This is a genomic window from Curtobacterium pusillum, from assembly GCF_007680845.1.
Taxonomy (GTDB): domain Bacteria; phylum Actinomycetota; class Actinomycetes; order Actinomycetales; family Microbacteriaceae; genus Curtobacterium; species Curtobacterium pusillum_B.
On the sequence record NZ_VEIY01000003.1, the window covers coordinates 394,746 to 418,033 of the forward strand.

Consider the following 23,288-nt stretch of genomic DNA (forward strand, 5'->3'; position numbering starts at 1 on the left):
GAGGTGCGGCGATGACCCGCGTTCCCGAGGACACGATCAGCCGCGGACTCCCCGGCGAACCGGTCCAGCCCGCTCCGCGGACCCGACGGGAGGCGCGGGAGCGGTACCGGGGCAGCGAGCGTCGGCAGGCGCGTGGCCTCCCCTCGACGTCGACCGGTGCACGGTCGCTGCGGCAGGCCGCCAAGCCCGGCGCGTCGCTCGGCGCCGGCTACCTCGGTCTCGGCGCCGCCGTCCTCACCGGCATCCAGGCGGTCGCCGGCATCGTCTTCTTCCTCATCCGCTGGAACGAGTTCACCGACCCGTGGCTGCCGGCAGCTGCGTGGGGTCTGTACCTCATCGCGGCGGTCGGCGTCGGGCTGAGCCTCCTGACCTACGGGGAGCGGCTGACCGGACTGGCCTTCGCGCTCATCTGCGTGGTCCTCGGCTGCGTCGTCACGCTCGACTTCGTCGGGATCTGGCCCGAACACGACCTCGCCCACACCGCGTCCGCGTCGGTCGCCGCCGGCTTCGCCCTGCTGCCCGTGGCCACGCTCCGCCCCGCTCGCGAGGTCGCCGCCGCCATCGCCGTCCTCGGCCTGGCGTTCGTGGGCATGGCGATCGCGTCCACCCCGATCACCAGCGACACGCTCCCCGCCATCGTCTCGACGGTCTCACTCGTGACCGTCCCCCCGTCGATCGCGATCTTCGTCGTGCACCGGTTCCGCCAGCTCGTGCAGCGCGAGCTCGACCGCGTGCTCGTGCAGAGCAACGTCCAGGCGCCGCAGTTCGCGGTCGGCATGCTCGCCTCCGACGAGCTCGCCCGACTCGACCTCGCCGCCGAGAAGCTCCTCGATGCCGTCGCCAACGGCAGCGACCCGTTGCCGCTCTCCGACGCATCAGCATCGGTCGCCGCGTCGCTCGCCACCGAGCTCCGCCTCCACCTCATCGAGGGCCGCCGCGAGACCTGGCTGTACCACGCGATCACGGAGTCGGACAACCTCGGCCGGTCCGTCAGCGTGGCCGATCCCCAGTCCCTCGCCGGCCACCTCTCCCCCGCGCAGCGCGACGGCCTGCTGCAGGCGCTGTGGCAGATGGTCGGGGACGGCAAGCCGACGCAGGCCGGATCGCCGGTCGTCTCGGTGACCCTCGGCCCGGTCGGTTCGGACGGCCACCCGGTCACCGACGAGACCATGGACGTCCCGATCGTCTTCGAGTCGCGCGGGGTCCCCCGGCGCCGACTCGGCCCGACCGCCTGGAGCGCCCTCCAGCGCATCGGCCCGTACACCGACACCGTGCGGGACGGCGTCCTGCACGTCGTCGCGCACTGCGTCGTCGACCGACATCCGTCCATGTAGTCCGTCGCACGGACCCGGTTGGCCAACGGCTGCCGGACACCCTGACCAGCCTGCCCGTGCCCTGTGGTCCGTCCCCCTAGGATCGGCCACGACTCCCCCGAGAAAGGACGCCACCATGGCGACTCCAGAGGAACCGATCCGACTCGCACTCGTCGACGACCACAGGATGCTCCTCGGCGCGCTCACCGAGTGGATCCGGAACGCGGCCGACGACATCACGCTCGTCGCCGCGGTCACCACCTGGCCCGAGCTCCTCACCAGCCCGGCGTTCCCGGTCGACGTCGTGCTGCTCGACCTCGACCTCAAGGACTCGATCCCGGTGTCCCTGAAGATCTCGACGCTGAAGACCGCCGGCGTGAAGACCGTCGTGATGAGCACCTACTCGGAACCGAACGTCGTCCGCGAGGCCCTCGGCTCCGGCGCCCTCGGCTACCTCGTGAAGAGCGAGGACGCCGACATGATCGTCGAGGCGATCCGCTCCGCCCAGCGCGGCGAACAGTACGTGTCCGCCGAGCTCGACCTCGCGATCAACAGCGGGGACGTCGGTGGCGTGCCGAAGCTCAGCGCCCAGGAGCGTCGCGTCATGGCGCTGTACGGCGGCGGCGAGCCGGTGAAGAGCGTGGCGTACCAGCTCGGCATCTCGGAGGAGACGGCGAAGAGCTACCTCAAGCGCATCCGCGAGAAGTACCGGGTCGCCGGCTTCGACGTCGGCACGAAGGTGGCGCTGCGGAAGCGTGCGATCCAGGACGGCATCATCGTGCAGGACGGCAGCCCGCTGGGCCTGTAGGCCGCGCTCGGGCGCCCGGCCCGCTGGCCCCGCCGAGCCCGCCGAAGCGACACAGCCCGCGACGCCACCCCGTCCCGCCCGCGAAAGCGACAGTCTCCCGCGAACGTTCCGCGGCAGACTGTCGCTTTCACGACCGCACGCGGTCAGACCGTGGGGATCGGCGCAGTGATCGGACCGGTGCTCGGCGACGAGGACCGGAGCGACGCCCGCCGGCTGCTCCGCCGCTCGGCGCCGAAGCTCACCATCGTCATGCCGACCCCGAGCAGCGCGAGCACGATGCCGAGCCACCCCGGCGCCGTGAAGCCGAACCCGGCGGCGATCACCGCGCCACCGAGGGCCGCGCCGATCGAGTTGCCGATGTTGAACGCCGAGTGGTTGAGCGCTGCCGCGATGGTGCGGGCGTCCCCGGCGACGTCCATCAGCCGGGACTGCACTGCCGGCGGGATCGCGGACGAGGTCGCTCCGAGCAGGAACGCCCCGAGGAACATCCCCCACACCCACTGGGCGGTCAGCACGGTCACGAGCAGCGCGGCGATGAGGGCGAACATGCCGACGTAGATCGTCCGCTTCACGCTGTGGTCGGCGAGGTGTCCGCCGAGGACCCCACCGACGACCATGCCGATGCCGACGACCACGAGGACGAGCGGCACGAACGACTCGGGCAATCCCGTGACGTTCTGCACGAGCGGCGAGATGTACGAGTAGACCGCGAAGAACCCACCGAAGCCGACCGCGCCGAGGCCCATGACCATCCAGACCTGCGGGACGCGGAAGGCGCGGAGCTCGCGGCCGATCGTGGCGTGCTCGTCGCGGGCACTCCGCGGCACGAAGGCCCACACGGCGAGGAACGTCAGCGCGAACAGCACGGCGACGACGCCGTAGGCGATGCGCCAGTCGGCGACCTGTCCGACCCAGGTGATCGCGGGGACGCCGATGACGTTCGCGACAGACAGGCCGAGGAGCACCATGGCGATGCCCTTGCCCCGCTTGCCCGGACCCATGATGTCGCCCGCGACGATCGACGCGATGCCGAAGTACGCGCCGTGCGGCAGCCCGGCGACGAAGCGGGCCACGAGCACGAGGCCGAACGACGGCAGGACCGCGCTCGCGACCGTGGCGACGACGAACCCGACGAGCAGCACCAGGATGAGGCCCTTGCGCGGGAACTTCGCCGACATCGCGGCGATCGTGGGGGCACCGACGACGACACCCAGGGCGTACGCGCTGACGAGCCAGCCGGCGTGGGCGATCCCGGCGTCCGGGTCGAGGTCGTACTGGTGCGGCAGGAGCGCTTCCGCGATGTTCGGCAGGAGACCCATCGCGACGAACTCGGTCGAACCGATGGCGAACCCGCCGAGAGCGAGGGCGATGAGCGCGAGCGCGCGACGCGCAGGCGTGAGACGGGACATGGTGCCTGTTCTGGACGGGAGGAGCGGGGCGGGTTCCGGACGTCGACCCGCGCGGTGTGCCGGGTCGGCTGGGACCGTGGGTGCGCGTGGTGGCCGCACCGTGCCTCCGCGGCCCGTTGCCGTGTCGCTCACGCGACCCGGCGGTCGCACCGTGTCGCTCACGCGAGGGTAGGTACGGACGGAGGACGGCCCTGGTTCAGCGGCGAACGGGGACGACCGGTCGTACCAGACGACCGGTCTCAGCAGTGTAGACCGCTCCAAACCCCGAACGGAAGCCCGGGGACGAATCGATTCGACCGCCGTCAGGCGGCGCGACGCTCGGGCTGCGCGGCGGACGTGGCGACCAGCTCGGGGAGCTCGTCCCGGTGGACCCACCCGGCACCGCACTCGCTGCAGGTCGCCCAGGCGTTCTCGCCGTGTTCGTCGGTGTCGATGACGACCGTTCGCAGGTCGCAGTCGGGGCACCAGCCGTCGTGCATCATCACGCGCTCCTCGTCGTCCGGGTGCCACCCGGGGGTGGCGTCGAACCGCCCGGTGCGGCTCGATGGACACCATGAGACACCCGACCACCGACATCGCCGGGAGGCCTCCGGCGTGTCGCGCGGCGCCGTCCGGGCGCGTTCCGTGGACATCCTCGGTCCGAGGAGCAGCGCCTGCCGAGCAGTGTCGGACCCGGGCGGGGATTCGGACGACAGGACCACCGACCGGTGATCCCGACCCGCCGGTCGACACCGACGATGACGCCAGGAGGTGTCCGATGGCGGTCGAGATCCGACCGGAACTCGCCCGGCTGGCAGCTGCGGCGGGACCAGCCGACCAGCGGGCCCAGGAGATGCTGCGCGTGCTGCACCAGCTCGTGCCGTTCGACGGTGCGTGGGTCTCGGTGCTCGTCGGTTCGGAGTACCTCTCGCTCGCCAGCAGCGGGATCGGGGCGGACGTCGAGCGGTACCTGAGCGGGCCGGTCATGGCTCGTGACATCGAGCTCACGGGCACGGACCGCCACGCTCCTCCGCTGAGCCCGTCCGACCTGCCCTACCCGGCGGACGACCTGCGCACCTGGGCGGAGTGTCTGTACCCCTCGGGGCTCCACGAGGCGCTCGCCACCGCCCTGTTCGAACCCGGCGGTCGGCACGTCGGCTTCATCGCCGTGCTGTCCGCGGACCGGCGTCCACCCACCGCTGCCCGCCGGCGGGACCTCGCCCGTGCGACGGAGCTGCTCGCGCGGATCGTCGACCCGATGTCCTCGGTGACCGCGCTCATCCGCCTCGTCGACGGTGCCTTCGCCGGGGTCCTCCTGCGCGACGACGGCGGTGCCGAACCGCTGCCCGGCCTGCCCGGCAGCGACCTCCTCGACAAGCGGTCGGAGCTGCTCGACGTCATCCGCGCCCAACCACCGCTCGCGGGGTCGCCCACGTCGTTCCTCTGGCCCTCGGACGGACCCGACGCGCCGCACGACCACGTGCGGGTCACGCACTTCGCCCTGAGCGGGGCCACGGCGCCAGGGGTCCGGGGCATCGTCCTGCTGTCGCCGCCCGCGGACCTCCGAGGACTGACGCGGCGGGAACTCGAGGTGCTCGGGCACATGCTCGACGGGTCGTCGAACGACCAGATCGCCCGCGACCTCGTGGTGACGTCCCGCACGGTGGCGACCCACGTCGAACACATCATGGTGAAGCTCTCGTCGCCGTCCCGGACCCACGCGGCGGTGCGGGCACAGCGCGAGGGCCTCTACGTTCCGCCGGTTCCCACACCGCTCTGCTGACGGAGGTCCGGCACCACGGGCGGGTGCGCCACGTCGTTCCCGGAGCCGAGTCCCTGCAGGTCCGGCTCCAGTCGGATGTCGTTCCGTTCGGCCTCGGCGAGCAGGCGCTCCCGCTGCTCCTCGACCGCAGCGCGCCGTGCCGGCGGAGCGACGGCGACGAGGTCGTCCAGCGCCGCGAGCAGCCGGCGTGCGACGACCCGGGACGAACTGCCGAGCGTCACGACCTCGTCGAACGCGACCGCGACGAACCCGTCCCACGTCAGCTCGCGGGTCACGAGCCGCAGGACCCCTGCCTCGTCGTGGTGGTGGGTGGACGGCATCCGGCGCGTGCAGAGCTGGCGCACGGCGTCGTGGATGCGGTCGATGGCCTGCACCGCCGTCCCCGGATCGTCGTGCGGCCCCGAGGCGATGCTGCGCTGCGCGACCTCGGACAGCTTCCGGAGGCCGTACGGAGCGTCGCCGACGTGGGTCCGCTCGTTGTCGAGCAGGATGCCGCGGAGGAGATCGCGCTCCTCCCCGCGTTCCCCGCTCCCTCCGCGACGCCGTGCGAGCGGGGCACCCCGCGGGACGAAGTCCCCCACGGCGACGAGCATCTCGAGGCACTCGTGGGATCGCCGCGCACCGTCGACCAGGTGGTCGACGTCGAGCATGACGACCACGCCGGACTCGGCGGCGGTCAGCGTGTCGGGGTCCGGCGTGGGCGCTGCCTCGACCGCGAAGGACCGGTCGATCTCGCGCTGCAGGTTGTCGCCGACCAGGTCGACGAGGCCGGCGACCCGCAGCGACTGTCCCGCATGGTGCACGTACCCGACGAGCACCAGCAGGCTGGCGAGCAGGAGGACGTACGAGACCGCCACGGTCACGGTCGGGACCTGGTGCCCCGGTCCGGCCGTGTCGTGCACCGCTCCGACACCGACCATGCAGACGAGGAACGTCGCGGCGAACAACCCGTGCGCGAGCTGACTCCGGCCGTCGGCCAGGAGCGCCCGGACGATCCGGGGCGAGAACTGCTGCATCGCGAGCTGCACGCCGAGCGTGAGCACGGTGAGCACGACCGTCGTGAGGGTCAGCATCGCGGACGCGGCCGTGCTCAGGATCGTCTGCACCGCCGTCGCCGTGCCCAGCAGGTGCCCCGGCACGGCGTCGTAGCCGACCGCACCGTCGACCGCCAGCGTGACGGCCACCAACCCGCACCCGGCGGCGATGCAGAGCACCGGGACGAGCCAGAGGCTGTTGACCCGCCAGCGGTACTCCAGCCGGCGCTGACGGTCCGGCGCGGGGTCGGTCCGGCCGGTCCGACCCGGGCCGCTCCGGGCCGACCCCGCGGACATCATGCGGCCTTGCCGGGCTTGAGGACGACCTTGGTCCACCCGTCGTCGCGCGCGTCGAAGTGCTGGTACGCGTCCGGTGCCTCGTCGAGCGACAGCTCGTGGCTGACGATGAAGGACGGCGTGGCCTTGCCCGCGGCGATGAGGTCGCGGAGCTGCCGGTTGTACCGCTTCACCGGGGCCTGACCGCTGCCGATGTGCTGGCCCTTGAACCAGAACGTGCCGTAGTCGAAGGCGATCCGGCCCTGCTTCGCCAGCTCGTCCGCCCCGCCCGGGTCCTGCGGGACGAAGACACCGACGCTGCCGATCCTGCCGGTGAACCGGACGGATGCGACGAGCCGGTTCATGGTGAGGTTCGGCTGCTCCGTCCCGTCCGGCTCGTGCGCCTGGTAGCCGACGCACTCGCAGCCGTTGTCCGCCCCGAGCCCCATGGTCTCGTCGAGCACAGCCTGGACCGGGTCGACCGCGGAGTCGTCGATCGCGATCGCACCGATCGACTCGGCCAGACGGAGGCGGTCGGGGTGCCTGTCCACGACCATCACCTTGCTCGCACCCCGCAGGGTCGCGGACAGCGCGGCCATCAGGCCCACGGGTCCGGCCCCGTAGATCACGGTCTGGTCGCCGGGCTGGACCCCCGCCAACTCGGTGGCGTGGTACCCGGTGGGGAAGATGTCCGCGAGCATCACGTAGTCGTTCGCCCGCTCGTCGGCGTCCTCTCCCAGGCGCAGGCAGTTGAAGTCCGCCCACGGCACCCGGAGGAACTCCGCCTGGCCACCGGCCCACGGCCCCATGTCCGCGAAGCCGTACGCGGCCCCGGCCATCGCCGGTTCGGGCTGGGCCGTCAGACAGTAGTTCGTGAGGCCGCGCTCGCAGTTCTTGCAGTGGCCGCACGCGACGTTGAACGGGAGCACCACGCGGTCGCCGACCCTGATCTTGTCGACGCCGTCCCCGACCTCGACGACCTCGCCCATGTTCTCGTGGCCGAACCAGCGGCCCTGCTCGAAGTCGGTGCGCCCCTCGTACATGTGCAGGTCCGAGCCGCAGATGTTGGTCGTCGTGATCCGTACCACGGCATCGGTGGGGCGCTCGATCCCCGCGTCCGGGACGTCCTCCACACGCACCTCGTGGGGGCCCCGGTAGACAACTGCCTTCATGGTCTTCTCCTCGCCGTCGAGTCCAGGTGGCCAGACGGCGGGACGACGATCCGTCCTCACCGGCTGCCCTTCGGACCTCCATTCCAGGCCAGGCAGCACCGAGTCCGCATCGGCAGAACTCCCGATCTCACGCGAGCGCGACCGCGACCCTCAGTCGCCGAGCGCCGCCTCGAGCCGCTCGAGCTTGCCGTCGATCTCGCCCGTGTGCCCGGGGCGGATGTCGGCCTTGAGCACCAGCGACACCCGCGTGCCGTACGCCCCGACGGCCTCGGTGGCGCGCTTGACGACGTCCATGACCTCGTCCCACTCCCCCTCGACCTCGGTGAACATCGACGAGGTGCGGTTCGGCAGCCCGCTCTCGCGGACGATCTTCACGGCCGCGGCGACGGCATCGTGCACGGACCCGTCCGACGATGCGGAGGGACCACCGGACGGGGCGACGGAGAACGCGACGATCATGCGCCCATCCTGCCCTCTGCCGGGACGGCCGGCACGGGCGCGCGTCGAGCACCGAGCCCCAGCCGCACGATCGCCACGACGCTCCACACGAGCACCCCGACCTCCAGCGCGTTCCGGAGCGTCAGCACGACGAGGATCCACGGCTGCACGGTGAGCACCTGGTCGTAGAACCCCGGGTAGATCACCTGCGTCAGCAGGGCCATCGGGATCGCGGCGACGGCGATGGGGAGGAACCGCCTGGCGCTCGGCCGACCGGCGACGAGCCCCCACACGATCGGCACGGCGAACCAGCCGATGTACTGCGGTGAGCCGACCTTGTTCGTGGCGACGAGGGCGGCGACGAACAGCAGGGCGAGGAGCGGCGCCGCTTCGACCCGGTGCGCCCCGCGGTGGACGGCCCAGAGCGCGAGGACGACCCCGGCGACGACGACCACGGCCATCAGCGGCGTGGAGACCGCGGCGGCGGCGTGCGTCCCGGCACCGGACACCTCGAAGGTCAGGATCTGCTGGTCGTAGTACACGGCAGCACCGGGCACCCCGAGCGCAGCCGCCCACATGAACGGTGTCGCGAGCGGCGCCTCGATCTGGAGCGCCCGCCCGGTCTGCTGCCCGACGAAGGACAGCAGGTGGGCGGCTCCGCCGTAGAGCACGTCGACGAGGACGATGAGCGCCGTGAGCACGAGCGCACCCGCGAGGACGCCGCGCCGGTGTCCTCGTCGGAGCAGCAGGAGCACCCCGACGAGCGCGGCGGGCCACACCTTCGTCCAGGCTCCGGCGGTGAACAGCGCCGACGCCACCGCCGGCCGGCTCGCGACGAACGCCACGCCGACCAGGGCGAGGACGGTCGCGACCGTGTCGATCCGCCCGAGGGCGATCGGCCCGAGCGCGAGGAGGAACCCGAGCCACCACCACACCACCCGGACGCCGAGTCCGCGGAAACGCCAGAGGAACGCGCATGCGACGGCGTCGAGCACGACCATGAGCACGAGCCACCCCGTGCCGATCGACGCGACACCCCCGAGCGCGGCCGCGGCCATCGGCACGATCGCGAGGATCGGGTACACCCAGTCCCCGTCCATCCCGACCCAGAACCCGGAGGCGTGCCCCGTCTCGATCCACCGGCGGTAGGTGATGGTGACGTCGCCGAGCGGCAGGTTGGCCGACACCGAGGTCAGGAACCAGAGCACCGCGTGCACGGCGACGAACGCCACGGCGAACCCGACCAGCTCGAGCCACCACGTCCGGGCATCCGTCCTCTGCACCGGACGAGCGTACCGGCCCCCAGGTTCCCCCGAGCACGACGTGTCAGCGTTCTGCTCGTGACCTCCGAGACCCCGCGCAAGCGCCGCAAGGCCGTCATCTGGACCGTCGTCGCCCTGGCCGTCGTCGTGATCGGCGTCGTCGCCGCGGTCGTCGGCACGCACCTCTACACGAGCACCGAGAACGCGAAGGCATCGGCGACGCCCTCCGTCGCCGCGAGCCGCGCACCGTCGACGCTCGACGACGCCGACCTCTCCGGCGAGTGGACGGTGGGCGGCGACTCCGAGGCCGGCTACCGCGTGCACGAGGTCCTCAACGGCTCGGACGTCACCGTCACCGGACGCACGAGCAAGGTCTCGGGCACCGCCACGGTCGCCGGGTCGAGCATCACGAAGGCCACGATCACCGTGCAGGTCGCCGACATCGCCACCGACTCGGCCCAGCGCGACTCCTACTTCCGCGACTCCGCCATGGACACCCAGGCGTTCCCGACGGCGACCTTCGCGCTCTCCGAGCCGATCGCCGACGCCGTCCCGACCGGCTCCGGCACGACGAAGGTGCAGGCGACCGGCGAGCTCACGCTCCACGGGGTCACCAAGCCGGTGACCGCGACGCTCGAGGTCGGCCTGAACGGCGACGGCGTCGACATCTCCGGCTCGATCCCGATCACCTTCTCGGACTACGACGTGCAGGCGCCGAGCCTCGGGTTCGTGAAGGTGGACGACGCCGGCGCGGTCGAGTTCCTCGTCCACGCGACGCCCGCGAGCTGACGTCCGCGACGCGCGTCACGTCGTCGACGTGCCCCGCTGACGGCCTGGAGGCGCGGTGCGGGCCCGCACCGCGCCTCCCGTCCGCCCGCCCGTCGCGTCCCGCGTCGGCGCCTACCCGCGCGCGTCCCTCTCTACGACGAGGTCCCGCACCACACCCGGCAGCTCCGCGACCAGCGCCGCCATCGTGAACGGCCCCCCGCCGGACGCCCGCCGCGCAGCCACCCCGTGCACCACCGCAGCGGTCGCCGCCAGCTGCGCCAGGTCGGCCGGCCCGAGCGACGAACCGGACGCCTCCGCCGCACCCTGCCTCGCCGCCACGAGCGCCCCGAGCACCCCGCCGAGGACGTCCCCGGCCCCGGCGGCGGCGAGCCACGGCGTCGCGGACGATGCGACGAGCCGGACCGACCCGTCCGGCGTCGCCACGTGCGTCGACGACCCCTTGAGGAGCACGACGCTCCCGGTCTGCGCGGCCGCACGGAGCGCCGCGGCCGCCGGGTCCTGCTCGATGGACTCCCGCGACACGTCCAGCACGCCGGCGAGTTCGCCCGCGTGCGGGGTGAGCACGGCGAGCGGCCCGAGCTCGACGAGCGGGATCGCCCCGGCGTCCACGACCACCGGGACCCCGCCGTCGGAGGCGTGCCGGAAGCCCTCCGCCGTCACGTCGTCCAGCGCGTCCAGCGACGGCGCCGAGATGCCGGAACCCACGAGCCAGGCCTGGACGCGCCCGACACCGGCGACGACCTCGGGCCGCCGGGTGAGCACGTGGTCGGTGGCCCGGGTCGGCCCGACGTAGCGGACCATCCCCACGCCGGTGTGCACGGCGGCGTCGACACCGAGCACGGCGGCGCCCGGGTACTGGTCGGAGCCGGTCGCGACGCCGAGGACACCGCGTCGGTACTTGGTGGACTCGCCGTGCGGGGCGGTGGTCCAGGCGGCGGCGTCGGTCGGGGCGAAGGGGACGAAGTCGGTCACGACCGCCACGTTACGGTGGACCGCATGAGCCTGTTCCTGCCCGGTCGCGTGGTGGTCTTCGACTACCGCGAGGTGATCAGCCGGACACCGCACGCCTCCCGCGACGCGCTCGTGGCGGCGACGGGGGTCCCGGCCGACGAGCTGTTCCCGGTGTACCAGGAGCTCCGGCACGACCTGGACCGCGGCGACCTCTCGGTGGTGGCGTACTGGCGGGCGATCGCCGAGCGGACCGGACGGACCTGGAGCGTCTCGGACATCCACCGCTTCTGGGCGATCGACTTCACCGGCTGGTTCGAGGTCGAGCCGGAGACCCTCGCGATCGTCGAGGAGCTGCACGACGCCGGCACCCGCCTCGCCCTCCTCTCGAACGCCGGCTTCGACTTCGGCGACCCGTACCGCCACTCGCCGATGGGCTCCCTGTTCGAGACCGTCGTGGTGAGCGCCGAGGAGCACGTCCTCAAGCCCGACCCGTCCATCTACCGCGACACCTGTGCGCGTCTGGGAATCGCACCTGGTCAGATGGTGTTCGTGGACAACAGGGCCGAGAACGCCGCCGGCGCGCAAGCGATCGGGGCAGTCGGCCACCACTACACGTCGCCGGGGGCGCTGCGCTCGTTCCTCTCGGAGCTGGCCGCGCAGGCCGCACCGGCGCCCGCCCCCTGAGGAGTCCCGCGTGACGCACGCCCTGTTCGAACCGATCACCATCCGCGACCTGACGGTCCGCAACCGCATCTGGGTCTCCCCGATGTGCCAGTACTCCGTCGAGGCCCAGGACGGCGTCCCGACGCCGTGGCACCTCGTGCACCTCGGCGGCTTCGCCAAGGGCGGTGCGGGTGCGGTGGTGGTCGAGGCGACGGGCGTCGTCCCGGAGGGCCGGATCAGCCCGCAGGACCTCGGACTCTGGAACGACGAGCAGCGCGACGCCTTCAAGCCGATCGTCGACTTCATCCACGCGCAGGGCGCCGCAGCCGGTGTCCAGCTCGCGCACGCCGGTCGGAAGGCGTCGACCTTCCGCCCGTGGGAGTCGACCCACGGGACCGTCCCCGCCGACCAGGGAGGCTGGAACACGGTCGCCCCGTCCGCCGTCGCGTTCGACGGGTACGCCGAGCCGCGCGAGCTCGCGACCGAGGACATCCGCGTCGTCGCCCTCGCCTTCGCCGCCGCCGCACGCCGCTCGATCGAGGCCGGGTTCGACCTGGTCGAGATCCACGCCGCCCACGGGTACCTGCTGCACCAGTTCCTGTCGCCGCTGTCGAACCACCGCACCGACTCGTACGGCGGCTCGCTGGAGAACCGCGCCCGCGCCCTGCTCGAGGTCGTCGACGCCGTTCGGGCCGAGGTCGGCGAGGGGTTCCCCGTCGTCGTCCGGTTCTCCGCGACCGACTGGGTCGACGGCGGACTCACCCTCGAGGAGACCACCGAGGTCGCCCGCTGGGCCGCCGAACACGGTGCGGACCTCGCCGACGTCTCGACCGGCGGCAACGTCGCCAGCGCCCCGATCCCGGTCGGCCCCGGCTACCAGGTGCCGTTCGCCGCGGCGATCAAGCGCGACGCCGGCATCGGGACCATCGCGGTGGGGATGATCTCCGAGGCGTTCCAGGCGGAGCAGATCGTCGCGACCGGGCAGGCGGACGTCGTGATGGTCGGGCGCGAGTTCCTCCGCGACCCGGCGTTCCCGCTGCGCGCCGCCGTCGAGCTCGGCGTGACCGTCGACTACGAGCCGCAGCAGTACCACCGGGCGCGCGTCACTGCGTAGGCCGGTCTGCGCGACGCGGGTCGCGCCTCCAGGAACGACCAGACTGGAGGCGCGACCCGCGTTCTGTACGTTCTCTCGGCTCGGCCGCACGGCCGGCCACTACGATGTTGACCACTGTGGACGATCCCCCGAATGCATCTTCGCCTCACTCATCCGCCGCTCACTCGGTGAGCTGCACTCCCTCGCGCCCTGCGGGAGGTGATGGATCATGAGCCCGATCGACATCGTCATGCTGGTCGGCGGCATCCTGCTGACCCTCGGCACCGGCGTCTTCGTCGCGTCCGAGTTCGCGCTGGTCAACCTCGACCGCGCCGACGTCGAAGCCCGGCGTGACCGCGGTGAGACCGGTCTCGCGCCCGTCATCGGCGCGCTGAAGGTCACCTCGACGCACCTCTCCAGCGCGCAGCTCGGCATCACGCTGACGACGCTGCTCACCGGGTACCTGCTCGAACCCTCGATCGCGAAGCTGCTCGAGACGCCGTTCCTCGCGTTGCAGCTCCCGGAGGGCATCGTCGAGACCGTCGGGTCGATCGTGGCGCTCGTCATCGCGACCCTGCTGTCGATGATCCTCGGCGAGCTCGTCCCGAAGAACTTCGCGCTCGCGCTGCCGTTGCAGACCGCCCGCCTGGTCGTGCCCCTGCAGGTCGGCTTCACGACCGTGTTCAAGCCCGCCGTCGCCCTGTTGAACGGCACCGCGAACGCCGTGCTCCGCGCGATGGGCATCGAGCCGCAGGAAGAGCTCTCCGGTGCCCGCAGCGCCGAGGAGCTGACCTCGCTCCTCCGCCGGTCCGCGTCCGAGGGGTCCCTCGAACAGGACACCGCGACCCTGCTCGAACGGACGATCTCGTTCTCCGAGCTGAGCGCCAGCGACGTGATGACCCCGCGCCCCAGGCTCTCCACGATCCGGGTCTCCGAATCCGCCGCCGACGTCATCGACCTCGCCCGGAAGACCGGCTTCAGCCGCTTCCCGGTCATCGAGGAGGACGCGGACGACGTCGTCGGGATCGTGCACGTCAAGCAGGCCGTCGCCGTCCCGCGCGAGAAGCGACCCGAGGTCCCCGTCGGTGCGCTCATGACCGACGCCGAACGCGTCCCGGAGACCATGCCCGGCGACACCCTGCTCGCCGAGGTCCGTGGTCGCGGCTACCAGATGGTCATCGTCGTGGACGAGTACGGCGGGACCGCGGGCGTCGTCACCCTCGAGGACCTCGTCGAGGAGATCGTCGGCGAGGTCTCCGACGAGCACGACCGGGCACGCATCGACGTCGTCCGGTCGCGCGACTGGCTGACGTTCCCGGGGCTCCTCCGGCCCGACGAGCTCGAGGACCGCGCCGGTGTGAAGGTGCCCGAGGACGGCCCGTACGAGACCGTCGGCGGGTTCCTCATGTCGACGCTCGGCCGGTTGCCGGTCGTCGGCGACGAGGTCGCGCTCGACGACGGGGTGTTCCGGGTCGAACGGCTCGACGGCCGGCGCATCGACCGGATCCGCTGGACCCCGACGCCAGCGCCGACACCTCCGGCACCGTCGACCGACACCGCGGCGACCGGCATCATCATCCCGGTCCAGCGGACCAGCACGAAGGGAAGCACCCGATGAGCTCCGACTGGTGGGGCATCTTCTGGCTCGTCGTGCTGCTGCTCGGCAACGCCTTCTTCGTCGCGGCCGAGTTCGCCGTCATCTCCGCCCGCCGCTCCCAGATCGAGCCGCGCGCCGAAGAGGGCTCCCGAGCCGCGCAGATGACGCTGTGGGCGATGGAGCACGCCACCCGCATGCTCGCGACCACGCAGCTCGGCATCACGGTGTGCTCGCTGCTCATCCTCAACGTGTCCGAGCCGGCGATCCACCACCTCCTCGAGGTCCCGCTGCACCTGACCGGCTGGAGCGCCGAGGTGATCGGCACCGTCGCGTTCGTGTTCACGCTGCTGCTCGTGTCGTTCCTGCACGTGGTGTTCGGCGAGATGGTGCCGAAGAACATCTCCTTCTCGATGCCCGACCGCGCGGCCCTGCTCCTCGTCCCGACGCTCTGGTACATCGGCCACGGGCTGCACTGGGTCATCGTCGGGCTCAACGAGGCGGCGAACGCGGTGCTCCGGCTGTTCAAGGTGGAGCCGAAGGACGAGGCCGTGAGCGCCTTCACGGTCGAGGAGGTCCAGACGATCGTCGAGCAGTCCCGGCGTGAGGGCACCCTCGTCGACGCGGGCGGCACCCTCCGGATGGCGTTCGAGTTCACGGAGAAGAAGGTCAAGAACGTCGCCGTGCCGATGGCCGAGCTCGTCACGCTCCCCGACGACGCCACCCCGGGCGACGTCGAGCGGGCCGTGGCGCAGCGCGGGTTCTCCCGCTACGTGCTCGTCGGCGACGACGGCGACCCCACGGGCTACGTGCACGTGAAGGACGTCATCGACCTGCGGCCGGACGAGTACGACGACCCGGTGCCGCCGAAGCGGATCCGGCAGCTCATCTCGCTGTACACGGAGATGGACCTCGAGGACGCTCTCGCCACGATGCGTGCCGCGGGCCGTCACGTCGCGCGGGCGTTCGACGCCGAGGGCCGGACGCTGGGCGTGCTGTTCCTCGAGGACATCCTCGAGGAGCTGATCGGCACCGTCGAGGACGCCACCCGCCGCCGCTGACGCTCAGACCTCGACGCGGTAGCCGAGCTCGAGGTCGGCGGCGTTCGCGCCCCGGATTCCCCAGTTGACCTTCGGCGTCTCGGTGAGCGTGATCTCCAGACTGTGCGGCGGGATCCCGGCGCCGGTCTCGAGCCGCACGAACAGCTCGGCGATGAGCGCTCGCTTCGCCGACTCGGTCCGCCCCGCGAAGGCCGAGATCTCGACGATCGTGTACTGAGGGCCGCGGTCCGGCGGGTGGACGAAGTCCTCGGGGTCGAGCGGGACGAACCGGTGGAACCGCTTCTCCGCCGGGTAATCCCACGCGGCCATCACGGCACCGTGCACGGCGTCCGAGATCTGCTCCCGTCGCCCCGCGAGGAACTCCCGGCTCGACCACACCACCACCTGCGCCATGCCCCGACCGTACCGCGAGGCCGCGCGCCCGCAGGTGCTGACGCGACCGTCGACGGACTGGAGGCGCGGTGCCAGCTGGCACCGCGCCTCCAGTCTGTGGTGGCGACCACCCCGCCGAAGCGACATCGCGCTGGAGGCCGACGCGGTTGGTCCCGCGAAGGCGACAGAACTCCGCGAACGTACGGCGGCAGACTGTCGCTTTCGCGAAGTGGCCCGCCCTACCAGCTCACGGGGAGCGGCTTGCCCTCCTCGTAGCCGGCGGCCGACTGGATGCCGACGAGCGCCCGCTCCGAGAACTCGGCGAGCGACGCCGCCCCGGCGTACGTCGCCGAACTCCGCACCCCCGCGGTGATCATGTCGAGGAGGTCCTCCACCGACGGCCGCTCCGGGTCCAGGTAGATCGTCGACGACGAGATCCCCTCGGCGAACAGCGCCTTCCGGGCCCGCTCGTAGGGGTCCAGCCGCTCGAAGCGCTCCCGGACGGCCTTGGCGGACGCCATGCCCCAGCTCTCCTTGTACGCCTTGCCCGCGGCGTCGCGGCGGAGCACCCCGGGCGCTTCGAGCGTCCCGGCGAACCACGAACCGATCATCACGGCGGACGCCCCGGCGGCCAGCGCGAGCGCCACGTCGCGGGGGTACCGCACGCCCCCGTCGGCCCAGACGTGCGCGCCGAGCGCCTTCGCGGCGGCAGCGGTCTCGAGCACGGCGGAGAACTGCGGACGCCCGACGGCGGTCATCATCCGCGTGGTGCACATCGCACCCGGGCCGACACCGACCTTGATGATCGACGCGCCAGCGCCGACGAGGTGGACGACGGCCTCGGAGGTGACGACGTTGCCCGCGACGAGCGGGATGCCGAGGTCGAGGGACGCAACGGTGTCGAGCGCGCGGAGCATCCCGTCCTGGTGCCCGTGGGCGGTGTCGAGCACGAGCACGTCGACCCCGGCGGACACCAGGGCCTTCGCCTTCGCGGCGACGTCCCCGTTGATGCCGAGCGCCGCGGCGACCCGGAGCCGGCCGTCGACGTCGACGGCGGGCCGGTAGATGTCGGAGCGGATCGCGCTCGTCGGGCTGGTGGTGCCGACCACGCGACCGTGCCGGGTGACCGGCGCGAAGTCGACCTCGGCCGCGCTCAGCACGTCGTACACGTGGCGGGGGGTGCCGGCGTCCTCGGCATCGATCGCGGTCGACGGGCCGTGCAGCAGGTCGCCGACGGTGGCGTCCGGGCCGGCGGTGCCGAGTCGGGTCGCGGGGACGCAGCCGAGGTACTCCCCCGCCGCGTCGCGCACGACGACCCCGCGGCCGGCGACCGGCAGCAGCTGCTCGAGCGCGGCGGCGACCGTGGTGTCCGCGGCCAGGTCGTAGGCGGTGTCGAAGTCGACCGGCTGGTCCTTGACCCACCGGATCGCGGCGTCGAGGTCCTGCAGGTGCATGTCCTGCGGCAGCACGCCGAGGCCACCCCGTCGGGCGAGGGTGGCGGCGAGGCGCGGGCCCGTGACCGAGTTCATGTTGGCGCTGACGACGGGGATGGTCGCCCCGCTGCCGTCGTTGCTGGACAGGTCCACGTCGAAGCGGCTCGTCACCGCCGAACGGCTGGGGACGAGGAAGACGTCGGAGTAGGTCAGGTCGTGCGTCGGCCGCGTCTCGTAGAACCTCATGCGCCCCACTGTACGGCGGAAGGAGGGTGGCCGGTCCGGGCGTCCGGGCGCCGGTCCGACGCGACACGCGCGACGACCGACGGGAGGCGCGACCCGCCTCCGACGGACACCGGACGGTCATCTGCGAGCGGCTAGGCTGGGCACTTGTGCGGGGCAGGGTTGCCGCGTACGACACACACGAGCATCTATCGACGGAGAGTGGGCGATCGGCTGTGTCGAGCCATCTGACCGGAACGGACGAGACCGCGGGCGAATTCGGGGCGAACGAGTGGCTCGTCGACGAGCTCTACGAGCAGTTCGTCGCCGACAAGGAGTCCGTCGACAAGTCCTGGTGGCCGGTCCTGGAGAGCTACCACCGCACGCAGGGTGGTCCGGCATCGCCCGCCCCCGATTCAACTCCCGCGGCGCCGTCGACCCCCGCGCAGCAGCAGTCCACGGCCCAGCAGTCCACGACCCAGCAGCCGGCCATCGGTGACGCCCCCGGTGAGGCGAAGGCGGGCCCGATCCAGGCGAAGACCACGTCCCGCCAGCCGACCCCGCAGCCGATCCCGGCCGAGGCCAACGACGAGGCCGACGACCACGAGGAGACCCACGAGGACGTGGCGACCCCGCTCCGGGGCATGGCCAAGACCCTGGCGTCGAACATGGACGCCTCGCTGACCGTCCCGACCGCGACGAGCGTCCGGACGATCCCGGCGAAGCTGATGATCGACAACCGGATCGTCATCAACAACCACCTGCGCCGCGCCCGCGGCGGCAAGATCTCGTTCACGCACCTCATCGGCTGGGCGATGGTCCAGGCGCTGCAGGAGTTCCCGAGCCAGAACGTCTTCTACGAGGAACGGGACGGCAAGCCGTTCGTCGTCCAGCCCGCGCACGTGAACCTCGGGATCGCGATCGACGTCCCGAAGAAGGACGGCTCGCGGTCGCTGCTCGTCCCGAGCATCAAGCGTGCCGAGACCCTGACGTTCGGCCAGTTCCTCTCCGCCTACGAGGACCTCGTCAAGCGCGCCCGGGACAACAAGCTCACGCCGGCCGACTTCCAGGGCACGACGATCTCGCTGACGAACCCGGGCGGCATCGGCACCGTGCACTCGGTCCCCCGTCTGACGAAGGGGCAGGGCGCGATCATCGGCGCCGGCGCCCTCGAGTACCCCGCGCAGTTCCAGGGCTCGGCGGAGAAGACCCTCGTCGAGCTCGGGATCGGCAAGACGATCACGCTCACGAGCACGTACGACCACCGGGTCATCCAGGGTGCCGGCTCGGGCGAGTACCTGAAGAAGGTGCACGAGCGGCTCACCGGTGGCCACGGCTTCTACGAGGGCATCTTCTCGGCGCTCCGGATCCCGTACAAGCCGATCCAGTGGGCGACCGACATCAACGTCGACCTCGCGCACCGCGTGAACAAGACCTCGCGCGTGCAGGAGCTCATCAACAGCTTCCGGGTCCGCGGGCACCTGATGGCCGACATCGACCCGCTCGAGTACCGCCAGCGCACCCACCCCGACCTCGAGATCGAGAACCACGGCCTGACCTTCTGGGACCTCGACCGCGAGTTCGTCACCGGCGGCCTCGCGGGCACGACGAACGCTCCGCTGCGCGACATCCTCGGCATCCTGCGCGACGCGTACTGCCGCACCACGGGCATCGAGTACATGCACATCCAGGACCCGGAACAGCGGCGCTGGGTGCAGGCCCACATCGAGGTCCCCTACGCGAAGCCGTCGAAGGACGAACAGCTCCGCGTCCTCGGCAAGCTCAACGAGGCCGAGGCGTTCGAGACCTTCCTGCAGACGAAGTACGTCGGCCAGAAGCGCTTCTCGCTCGAGGGCGGCGAGTCGACCATCGCGTTCCTCGACACCCTCATCCAGCACGCCGCGACCGCCGGCCTGGCCGAGGTCGCGATCGGCATGGCGCACCGCGGCCGCCTCAACGTGCTGACGAACATCGCCGGCAAGACGTACGGCCAGATCTTCCGCGAGTTCGAGGGGTCGTCGCTCCCCGGCGCCGTGTCCGGACAGGGCTCCGGCGACGTGAAGTACCACGTCGGCACCGAGGGCGTCTTCCGCGCCAGCGACGGCACCGCGATCCCGGTGACGATCGCCGCGAACCCCTCGCACCTCGAAGCCGTCGACGGCGTGCTCGAGGGCATCGTCCGCGCGAAGCAGGACCGGGAAGCCCCCGGCACCTTCGGCGTGCTCCCCGTGCTCGTGCACGGCGACGCGGCGATGGCGGGCCAGGGCGTCGTGGTCGAGACCCTGCAGATGTCGCAGCTGCGCGGCTACCGCACCGGCGGCACCGTGCACCTCGTCATCAACAACCAGGTCGGGTTCACCACCCCGCCGGAGTCGGCACGCAGCTCGGTGTACTCCACCGACGTCGCGAAGACGATCCAGGCGCCGATCTTCCACGTCAACGGCGACGACCCCGAGGCCGTGGCCCGGGTCGCGGAGCTCGCGTTCGCCTACCGCGAGGAGTTCCACCGCGACGTCGTCATCGACCTCATCTGCTACCGCCGACGCGGCCACAACGAGGGCGACGACCCCTCGATGACGCAGCCGATGATGTACAACCTCATCGAGGCGAAGCGCTCCGTCCGGACCCTGTACACCGAGGCCCTCGTCGGCCGCGGCGACATCACGCAGGAGGAGTACGACGAGGCGCACCGCGACTTCCAGGACCGCCTGGAGCGCGCGTTCGCCGAGACGCACGAGGCGCAGACCGGCACCATCCCGGTGATCACGGTCGACGACGACGGCGCCGTGCAGGGGCTCGAACGTCCGGCTTCGCAGCGCGACGACTCCGAGCACGAGGTCCACGACACCGCGGTGTCCGAGGAGCTCGTCCGGGCGATCGGCGACGCGCACAGCAACCCGCCGGCGGGCTTCCAGGTCCACCCGAAGCTGCAGCAGCTGCTGTCGAAGCGCACCGACATGACGCGCAACGGCGGGATCGACTGGGCGATGGCCGAGCTCATGGCGATCGGCTCGCTCCTCGTCGAGGGCAAGCCCGTCCGGCTCGCCGGGCAGGACGCCAGACGCGGCACCTTCGTGCAGCGCCAGGCGGTGTTCCACGACCGGGTGAACGGCCAGGAGTGGCTGCCGATCGCGAACCTCACCGAGGACCAGGCCCGCTTCTACATCTACGACTCGCTCCTCAGCGAGTACGCGGCGATGGGCTTCGAGTACGGCTACTCGGTCGAGCGTCCCGAGGCACTCGTGCTCTGGGAGGCGCAGTTCGGCGACTTCGCGAACGGCGCCCAGACGATCATCGACGAGTTCATCTCGTCCGCCGAGCAGAAGTGGGGGCAGCGTTCCGGTCTCGTGCTCCTGCTCCCCCACGGCTACGAGGGCCAGGGACCGGACCACTCGTCCGCCCGGATCGAGCGCTACCTGCAGCTCTGCGCCGAGGACAACATGGTGGTGGCGCGACCGTCGACCCCGGCGTCGTACTTCCACCTGCTCCGTCGTCAGGCGTGGGAGCGCCCGCAGAAGCCGCTCGTCGTGTTCTCGCCGAAGGCCATGCTGCGGCTCCGGCAGGCGACGAGCTCGGTCGACGCGTTCACGAGCGGCGGGTTCCAGGAAGTGCTCGACGACGACCGCGTGGCGGACCGGTCGGCCGTGCGCCGCGTCGTCCTGCACTCGGGCAAGGTGCACCACGACCTCCGTGCCGAGGCGGACAAGCGGGGCATCACCGACGTCGCGCTCGTGCGGTTGGAGCAGCTCGCACCGCTGCCCCTCGATCGCATCCTCGAGGTGCTCGCCGGCTACCCGGACGCCGAGGTCGTCTGGGCACAGGAGGAACCCGAGAACCAGGGTGCCTGGCCGTTCGTCTGCATGAACCTCTCGCCGCACCTCGACGGGCGTCCGCTGTCCGTGGCGTCCCGCCCGGCCAGTGCGGCTCCGGCCACCGGTTCGTCGAAGCGCTCCGCACAGGAGGCGTCCGAGGTCATCACCGCAGCGCTCAGCTGACGCTGACCAGCACGTCGGGCGTGCGCTACGCGATCTTCGTGTAGCGCACGCCCGCGTCGTGGTAGCCGCGCTTCTGGTAGAACCGGTGCGCGCTGTCCGTCGCGGCCGCACTCACGGCGCTGAGGCGGTGTGCGCCCTGCTCGACGGCCCACGTCTCGAACGTGCCGATGAGCGCTGAACCGGTGCCGTCCCTCCTGGCCGACGGGTCGACCACGAGCAGCAGCAGCTGCGCGGTCGGCTCGTCGCTGGCGTAGGACCACGTGACCTGCGCTCCCGCGACGGCCACCGCGCGTCCGTCCTCGCCCCGCACCAACCAGGTGCGGTGACCGGCCTCGGGGGTGAGCCGTTCGAGCCGGGCGCGCATGTCGGGCTCGTCGACGACGTGACCGAGCAGGCGGACCAGGGCGGTGACGTCGGCGACGTCCGTGTCGGACCAGGTGGTGATCGACTCGACGAGGAGGGTCATGCCCGTGACACTACCGACCGCTCCCGCCGTGTGACGACGGTGCGGTTCGGCGCTGCACGAACCCTCAGTGGGTCGCCTGCTCCAGCCGGATGCGCGCCAGGATCTCCGTGCGGAGCTCCTCGGGCGCGGTCTCCTTGCACGCACGACGGACCGTCTCGATGAGGACGACGCCGACGCGGTGCTCGGTCGTGCAGTCCACGCAGCCGTCCATGTGCTCACGGATGTCCGCGGCGTCTTCGCCACGGAGCTCCCCGTGCAGGAACTCCTCGAGCTCGGCCTTCGCCTTGGAGCAGTCGCAGCCGCTCATCGTGCTTCCTTCCCGTCGACGCGACCAGCGGTCGCGTGGGCCTTCCGGCCTCGTCCGCGCATCGTCGCCGTCGACGCTGCGTCCGGGACGATGCCGGTCTCACGTGCGTGGTCCGCCAGGAGCCCCCGGAGGAGCCGGCGACCACGGTGGAGGCGGCTCATGACCGTCCCCACTGGGGTCTTCATGATGTCGGCGATCTCCTGGTACGAGAACCCCTCGACATCGGCGAAGTAGACGGCCATCCGGAAGTCCTCCGGGATGGCCTGGAGCGCGTCCTTCACGGCGGAGGACGGCAGGTGGTCGATGGCGTCGGCCTCGGCGGAGCGTGCCGAGATCGACTGCGTGACGCTCTCCGCGCCGCCGAGCTGCCAGTCCTCGAGCTCGTCGATGGTGCCCTGGTACGGGTTCCGCTGGTTCTTGCGGTACGTGTTGATGAACGTGTTCGTGAGGATCCGGTACAGCCAGGCCTTGAGGTTCGTGCCCTGCTTGAACTGCCGGAAGGCGGCGAACGCCTTGACGAAGGTCTCCTGCACGAGGTCGGACGCGTCGGCGGGGTTGCGGGTCATCCGCATCGCGGCGCCGTAGAGCTGGTCCATGAACGGGAGTGCCTGGTCCTCGAAGAGGGAGCGCAGCTCGGACTCGGACACGGTCTTCGCGTCGACGACGTCCGGGGTGTCGGCCTCGGCAGCGTCGTCCCGGTCCCCGTCGTCCGCTGCGTCCTCACGCAGTTCGGCCTCTTCCGAGACCGCGTCGAGCTGCGCCTCGGTCTCCTCGACCAGGTCGTGCGGTGCGGCGTGCGGTTCGTCGGTCGTCATCGCCGTCGAGTCTAGGCCGCGGGGGCCACCGAGCGTCGTCGGCACGGTCGGCA

21 protein-coding genes are annotated in these 23,288 nt (G+C 71.6%); 9 read left to right on the forward strand and 12 right to left on the reverse strand.

Annotation, left to right across the window (positions count from 1 at the left end):
• Positions 1–11 precede the first annotated feature (11 nt).
• Positions 12–1,334 (forward strand): MHYT domain-containing protein, encoded by a 1,323-nt coding sequence (locus FS825_RS09465; RefSeq protein ID WP_144712286.1) that lies wholly within the window; start codon positions 12–14, stop codon positions 1,332–1,334.
• Between the two features lie 115 nt (positions 1,335–1,449).
• Entirely contained in the window at positions 1,450–2,121 is a 672-nt protein-coding gene (locus FS825_RS09470; protein WP_144712288.1) for a response regulator transcription factor, read from the forward strand.
• Between the two features lie 143 nt (positions 2,122–2,264).
• Here the strand turns inward: FS825_RS09470 and FS825_RS09475 are convergent, their stop codons facing one another.
• On the reverse strand, positions 2,265–3,530 hold the full coding sequence (locus tag FS825_RS09475) for an MFS transporter (RefSeq protein ID WP_144712290.1): 1,266 nt from the start codon (positions 3,528–3,530) through the stop codon (positions 2,265–2,267).
• 302 nt (positions 3,531–3,832) lie between these two features.
• A complete protein-coding gene (locus FS825_RS09480; RefSeq protein ID WP_144712292.1) occupies positions 3,833–4,012 on the reverse strand; it encodes a hypothetical protein in 180 nt (59 codons plus the stop codon).
• A 275-nt stretch (positions 4,013–4,287) separates the two neighbouring features.
• Here FS825_RS09480 and FS825_RS09485 point away from each other — a divergent pair, with 275 nt between their 5' ends.
• Positions 4,288–5,292: a response regulator transcription factor gene (locus tag FS825_RS09485; RefSeq protein ID WP_144712294.1), complete on the forward strand. Its 1,005-nt coding sequence runs from the start codon at positions 4,288–4,290 to the stop codon at positions 5,290–5,292.
• On the opposite strand, the gene FS825_RS09490 is transcribed toward FS825_RS09485, so the two are convergent.
• The 4 genes from FS825_RS09490 to FS825_RS09505 all read right to left on the reverse strand — a co-directional run bounded on the left by FS825_RS09490 (position 5,259) and on the right by FS825_RS09505 (position 9,495).
• Positions 5,259–6,623 carry a DUF2254 domain-containing protein gene (locus tag FS825_RS09490; protein ID WP_222126911.1) on the reverse strand — a complete coding sequence of 455 codons (1,365 nt, stop codon included), beginning with the start codon at positions 6,621–6,623 and terminating at the stop codon, positions 5,259–5,261. The two genes, FS825_RS09485 and FS825_RS09490, sit on opposite strands and share 34 nt — an antisense overlap.
• The gene (locus FS825_RS09495) at positions 6,623–7,774 is read right to left on the reverse strand and encodes a glutathione-independent formaldehyde dehydrogenase (protein ID WP_144712299.1); all 1,152 of its coding nucleotides are present in this window, start codon (positions 7,772–7,774) and stop codon (positions 6,623–6,625) included. The genes FS825_RS09490 and FS825_RS09495 overlap by 1 nt, the downstream gene beginning before the upstream one ends.
• Before the next feature lie 150 nt (positions 7,775–7,924).
• Positions 7,925–8,233 carry a thiamine-binding protein gene (locus tag FS825_RS09500; RefSeq protein ID WP_144712300.1) on the reverse strand — a complete coding sequence of 103 codons (309 nt, stop codon included), beginning with the start codon at positions 8,231–8,233 and terminating at the stop codon, positions 7,925–7,927.
• Positions 8,230–9,495, reverse strand: a complete 1,266-nt coding sequence (locus FS825_RS09505) for a glycosyltransferase 87 family protein (protein ID WP_144712302.1) — start codon at positions 9,493–9,495, stop codon at positions 8,230–8,232. Before FS825_RS09505 ends, FS825_RS09500 begins: the two co-directional genes overlap by 4 nt.
• 57 nt (positions 9,496–9,552) lie before the next feature.
• Between FS825_RS09505 and FS825_RS09510 the strand changes: the two genes are divergently transcribed.
• Positions 9,553–10,263, forward strand: coding sequence for a YceI family protein (locus FS825_RS09510; RefSeq protein WP_186377159.1), 711 nt, complete (start codon positions 9,553–9,555; stop codon positions 10,261–10,263).
• Positions 10,264–10,374: 111 nt separating this feature from the next.
• Here FS825_RS09510 and FS825_RS09515 read toward each other — a convergent pair whose 3' ends face one another.
• On the reverse strand, positions 10,375–11,235 hold the full coding sequence (locus tag FS825_RS09515; protein ID WP_144712304.1) for an ADP-dependent NAD(P)H-hydrate dehydratase: 861 nt from the start codon (positions 11,233–11,235) through the stop codon (positions 10,375–10,377).
• A gap of 24 nt (positions 11,236–11,259) precedes the next feature.
• Between FS825_RS09515 and FS825_RS09520 the strand changes: the two genes are divergently transcribed.
• The 4 genes from FS825_RS09520 to FS825_RS09535 all read left to right on the forward strand — a co-directional run bounded on the left by FS825_RS09520 (position 11,260) and on the right by FS825_RS09535 (position 15,625).
• A complete protein-coding gene (locus tag FS825_RS09520; protein WP_144712305.1) occupies positions 11,260–11,898 on the forward strand; it encodes an HAD family hydrolase in 639 nt (212 codons plus the stop codon).
• 10 nt (positions 11,899–11,908) lie between these two features.
• Positions 11,909–12,991, forward strand: coding sequence for an NADH:flavin oxidoreductase/NADH oxidase (locus FS825_RS09525; RefSeq protein WP_144712307.1), 1,083 nt, complete (start codon positions 11,909–11,911; stop codon positions 12,989–12,991).
• 208 nt (positions 12,992–13,199) lie between these two features.
• Positions 13,200–14,588, forward strand: coding sequence for a hemolysin family protein (locus FS825_RS09530; RefSeq protein WP_144712309.1), 1,389 nt, complete (start codon positions 13,200–13,202; stop codon positions 14,586–14,588).
• Complete coding sequence (locus FS825_RS09535) at positions 14,585–15,625, forward strand: hemolysin family protein (protein ID WP_144712311.1); 1,041 nt, start codon at positions 14,585–14,587, stop codon at positions 15,623–15,625. The genes FS825_RS09530 and FS825_RS09535 overlap by 4 nt, the downstream gene beginning before the upstream one ends.
• Positions 15,626–15,628: 3 nt before the next feature.
• Here the strand turns inward: FS825_RS09535 and FS825_RS09540 are convergent, their stop codons facing one another.
• Positions 15,629–16,018, reverse strand: coding sequence for a tautomerase family protein (locus FS825_RS09540; protein ID WP_144712313.1), 390 nt, complete (start codon positions 16,016–16,018; stop codon positions 15,629–15,631).
• Positions 16,019–16,236: 218 nt separating this feature from the next.
• Positions 16,237–17,676 carry a GMP reductase gene (gene guaB1 / locus FS825_RS09545; RefSeq protein ID WP_144712315.1) on the reverse strand — a complete coding sequence of 480 codons (1,440 nt, stop codon included), beginning with the start codon at positions 17,674–17,676 and terminating at the stop codon, positions 16,237–16,239.
• 212 nt (positions 17,677–17,888) lie between these two features.
• Between guaB1 and FS825_RS09550 the strand changes: the two genes are divergently transcribed.
• Entirely contained in the window at positions 17,889–21,647 is a 3,759-nt protein-coding gene (locus tag FS825_RS09550; protein WP_186377160.1) for a multifunctional oxoglutarate decarboxylase/oxoglutarate dehydrogenase thiamine pyrophosphate-binding subunit/dihydrolipoyllysine-residue succinyltransferase subunit, read from the forward strand.
• Between the two features lie 25 nt (positions 21,648–21,672).
• Here FS825_RS09550 and FS825_RS09555 read toward each other — a convergent pair whose 3' ends face one another.
• The 3 genes from FS825_RS09555 to FS825_RS09565 all read right to left on the reverse strand — a co-directional run bounded on the left by FS825_RS09555 (position 21,673) and on the right by FS825_RS09565 (position 23,235).
• The gene (locus FS825_RS09555) at positions 21,673–22,113 is read right to left on the reverse strand and encodes a GNAT family N-acetyltransferase (protein WP_144712317.1); all 441 of its coding nucleotides are present in this window, start codon (positions 22,111–22,113) and stop codon (positions 21,673–21,675) included.
• Positions 22,114–22,177: 64 nt separating this feature from the next.
• Positions 22,178–22,420: a zf-HC2 domain-containing protein gene (locus FS825_RS09560; RefSeq protein WP_144712319.1), complete on the reverse strand. Its 243-nt coding sequence runs from the start codon at positions 22,418–22,420 to the stop codon at positions 22,178–22,180.
• A complete protein-coding gene (locus FS825_RS09565) occupies positions 22,417–23,235 on the reverse strand; it encodes a sigma-70 family RNA polymerase sigma factor (protein WP_144712321.1) in 819 nt (272 codons plus the stop codon). The genes FS825_RS09560 and FS825_RS09565 overlap by 4 nt, the downstream gene beginning before the upstream one ends.
• Positions 23,236–23,288: the final 53 nt, after the last annotated feature.

What these genes read in the sequence shown, in the direction of transcription:
- FS825_RS09480 (WP_144712292.1), bottom strand. Translation starts at nt 4,012, where the DNA reads ATGATGCACGACGGCTGGTGCCCCGACTGCGACCTGCGAACGGTCGTC.
- FS825_RS09485 (WP_144712294.1), top strand. Translation starts at nt 4,288, where the DNA reads ATGGCGGTCGAGATCCGACCGGAACTCGCCCGGCTGGCAGCTGCGGCG.
- FS825_RS09520 (WP_144712305.1), top strand. Translation starts at nt 11,260, where the DNA reads ATGAGCCTGTTCCTGCCCGGTCGCGTGGTGGTCTTCGACTACCGCGAG.
- FS825_RS09565 (WP_144712321.1), bottom strand. Translation starts at nt 23,235, where the DNA reads ATGACGACCGACGAACCGCACGCCGCACCGCACGACCTGGTCGAGGAG.
- FS825_RS09540 (WP_144712313.1), bottom strand. Translation starts at nt 16,018, where the DNA reads ATGGCGCAGGTGGTGGTGTGGTCGAGCCGGGAGTTCCTCGCGGGGCGA.
- FS825_RS09560 (WP_144712319.1), bottom strand. Translation starts at nt 22,420, where the DNA reads ATGAGCGGCTGCGACTGCTCCAAGGCGAAGGCCGAGCTCGAGGAGTTC.
- FS825_RS09465 (WP_144712286.1), top strand. Translation starts at nt 12, where the DNA reads ATGACCCGCGTTCCCGAGGACACGATCAGCCGCGGACTCCCCGGCGAA.
- FS825_RS09535 (WP_144712311.1), top strand. Translation starts at nt 14,585, where the DNA reads ATGAGCTCCGACTGGTGGGGCATCTTCTGGCTCGTCGTGCTGCTGCTC.
- guaB1 (WP_144712315.1), bottom strand. Translation starts at nt 17,676, where the DNA reads ATGAGGTTCTACGAGACGCGGCCGACGCACGACCTGACCTACTCCGAC.
- FS825_RS09475 (WP_144712290.1), bottom strand. Translation starts at nt 3,530, where the DNA reads ATGTCCCGTCTCACGCCTGCGCGTCGCGCGCTCGCGCTCATCGCCCTC.
- FS825_RS09470 (WP_144712288.1), top strand. Translation starts at nt 1,450, where the DNA reads ATGGCGACTCCAGAGGAACCGATCCGACTCGCACTCGTCGACGACCAC.
- FS825_RS09530 (WP_144712309.1), top strand. Translation starts at nt 13,200, where the DNA reads ATGAGCCCGATCGACATCGTCATGCTGGTCGGCGGCATCCTGCTGACC.
- FS825_RS09490 (WP_222126911.1), bottom strand. Translation starts at nt 6,623, where the DNA reads ATGTCCGCGGGGTCGGCCCGGAGCGGCCCGGGTCGGACCGGCCGGACC.
- FS825_RS09495 (WP_144712299.1), bottom strand. Translation starts at nt 7,774, where the DNA reads ATGAAGGCAGTTGTCTACCGGGGCCCCCACGAGGTGCGTGTGGAGGAC.
- FS825_RS09500 (WP_144712300.1), bottom strand. Translation starts at nt 8,233, where the DNA reads ATGATCGTCGCGTTCTCCGTCGCCCCGTCCGGTGGTCCCTCCGCATCG.
- FS825_RS09555 (WP_144712317.1), bottom strand. Translation starts at nt 22,113, where the DNA reads ATGACCCTCCTCGTCGAGTCGATCACCACCTGGTCCGACACGGACGTC.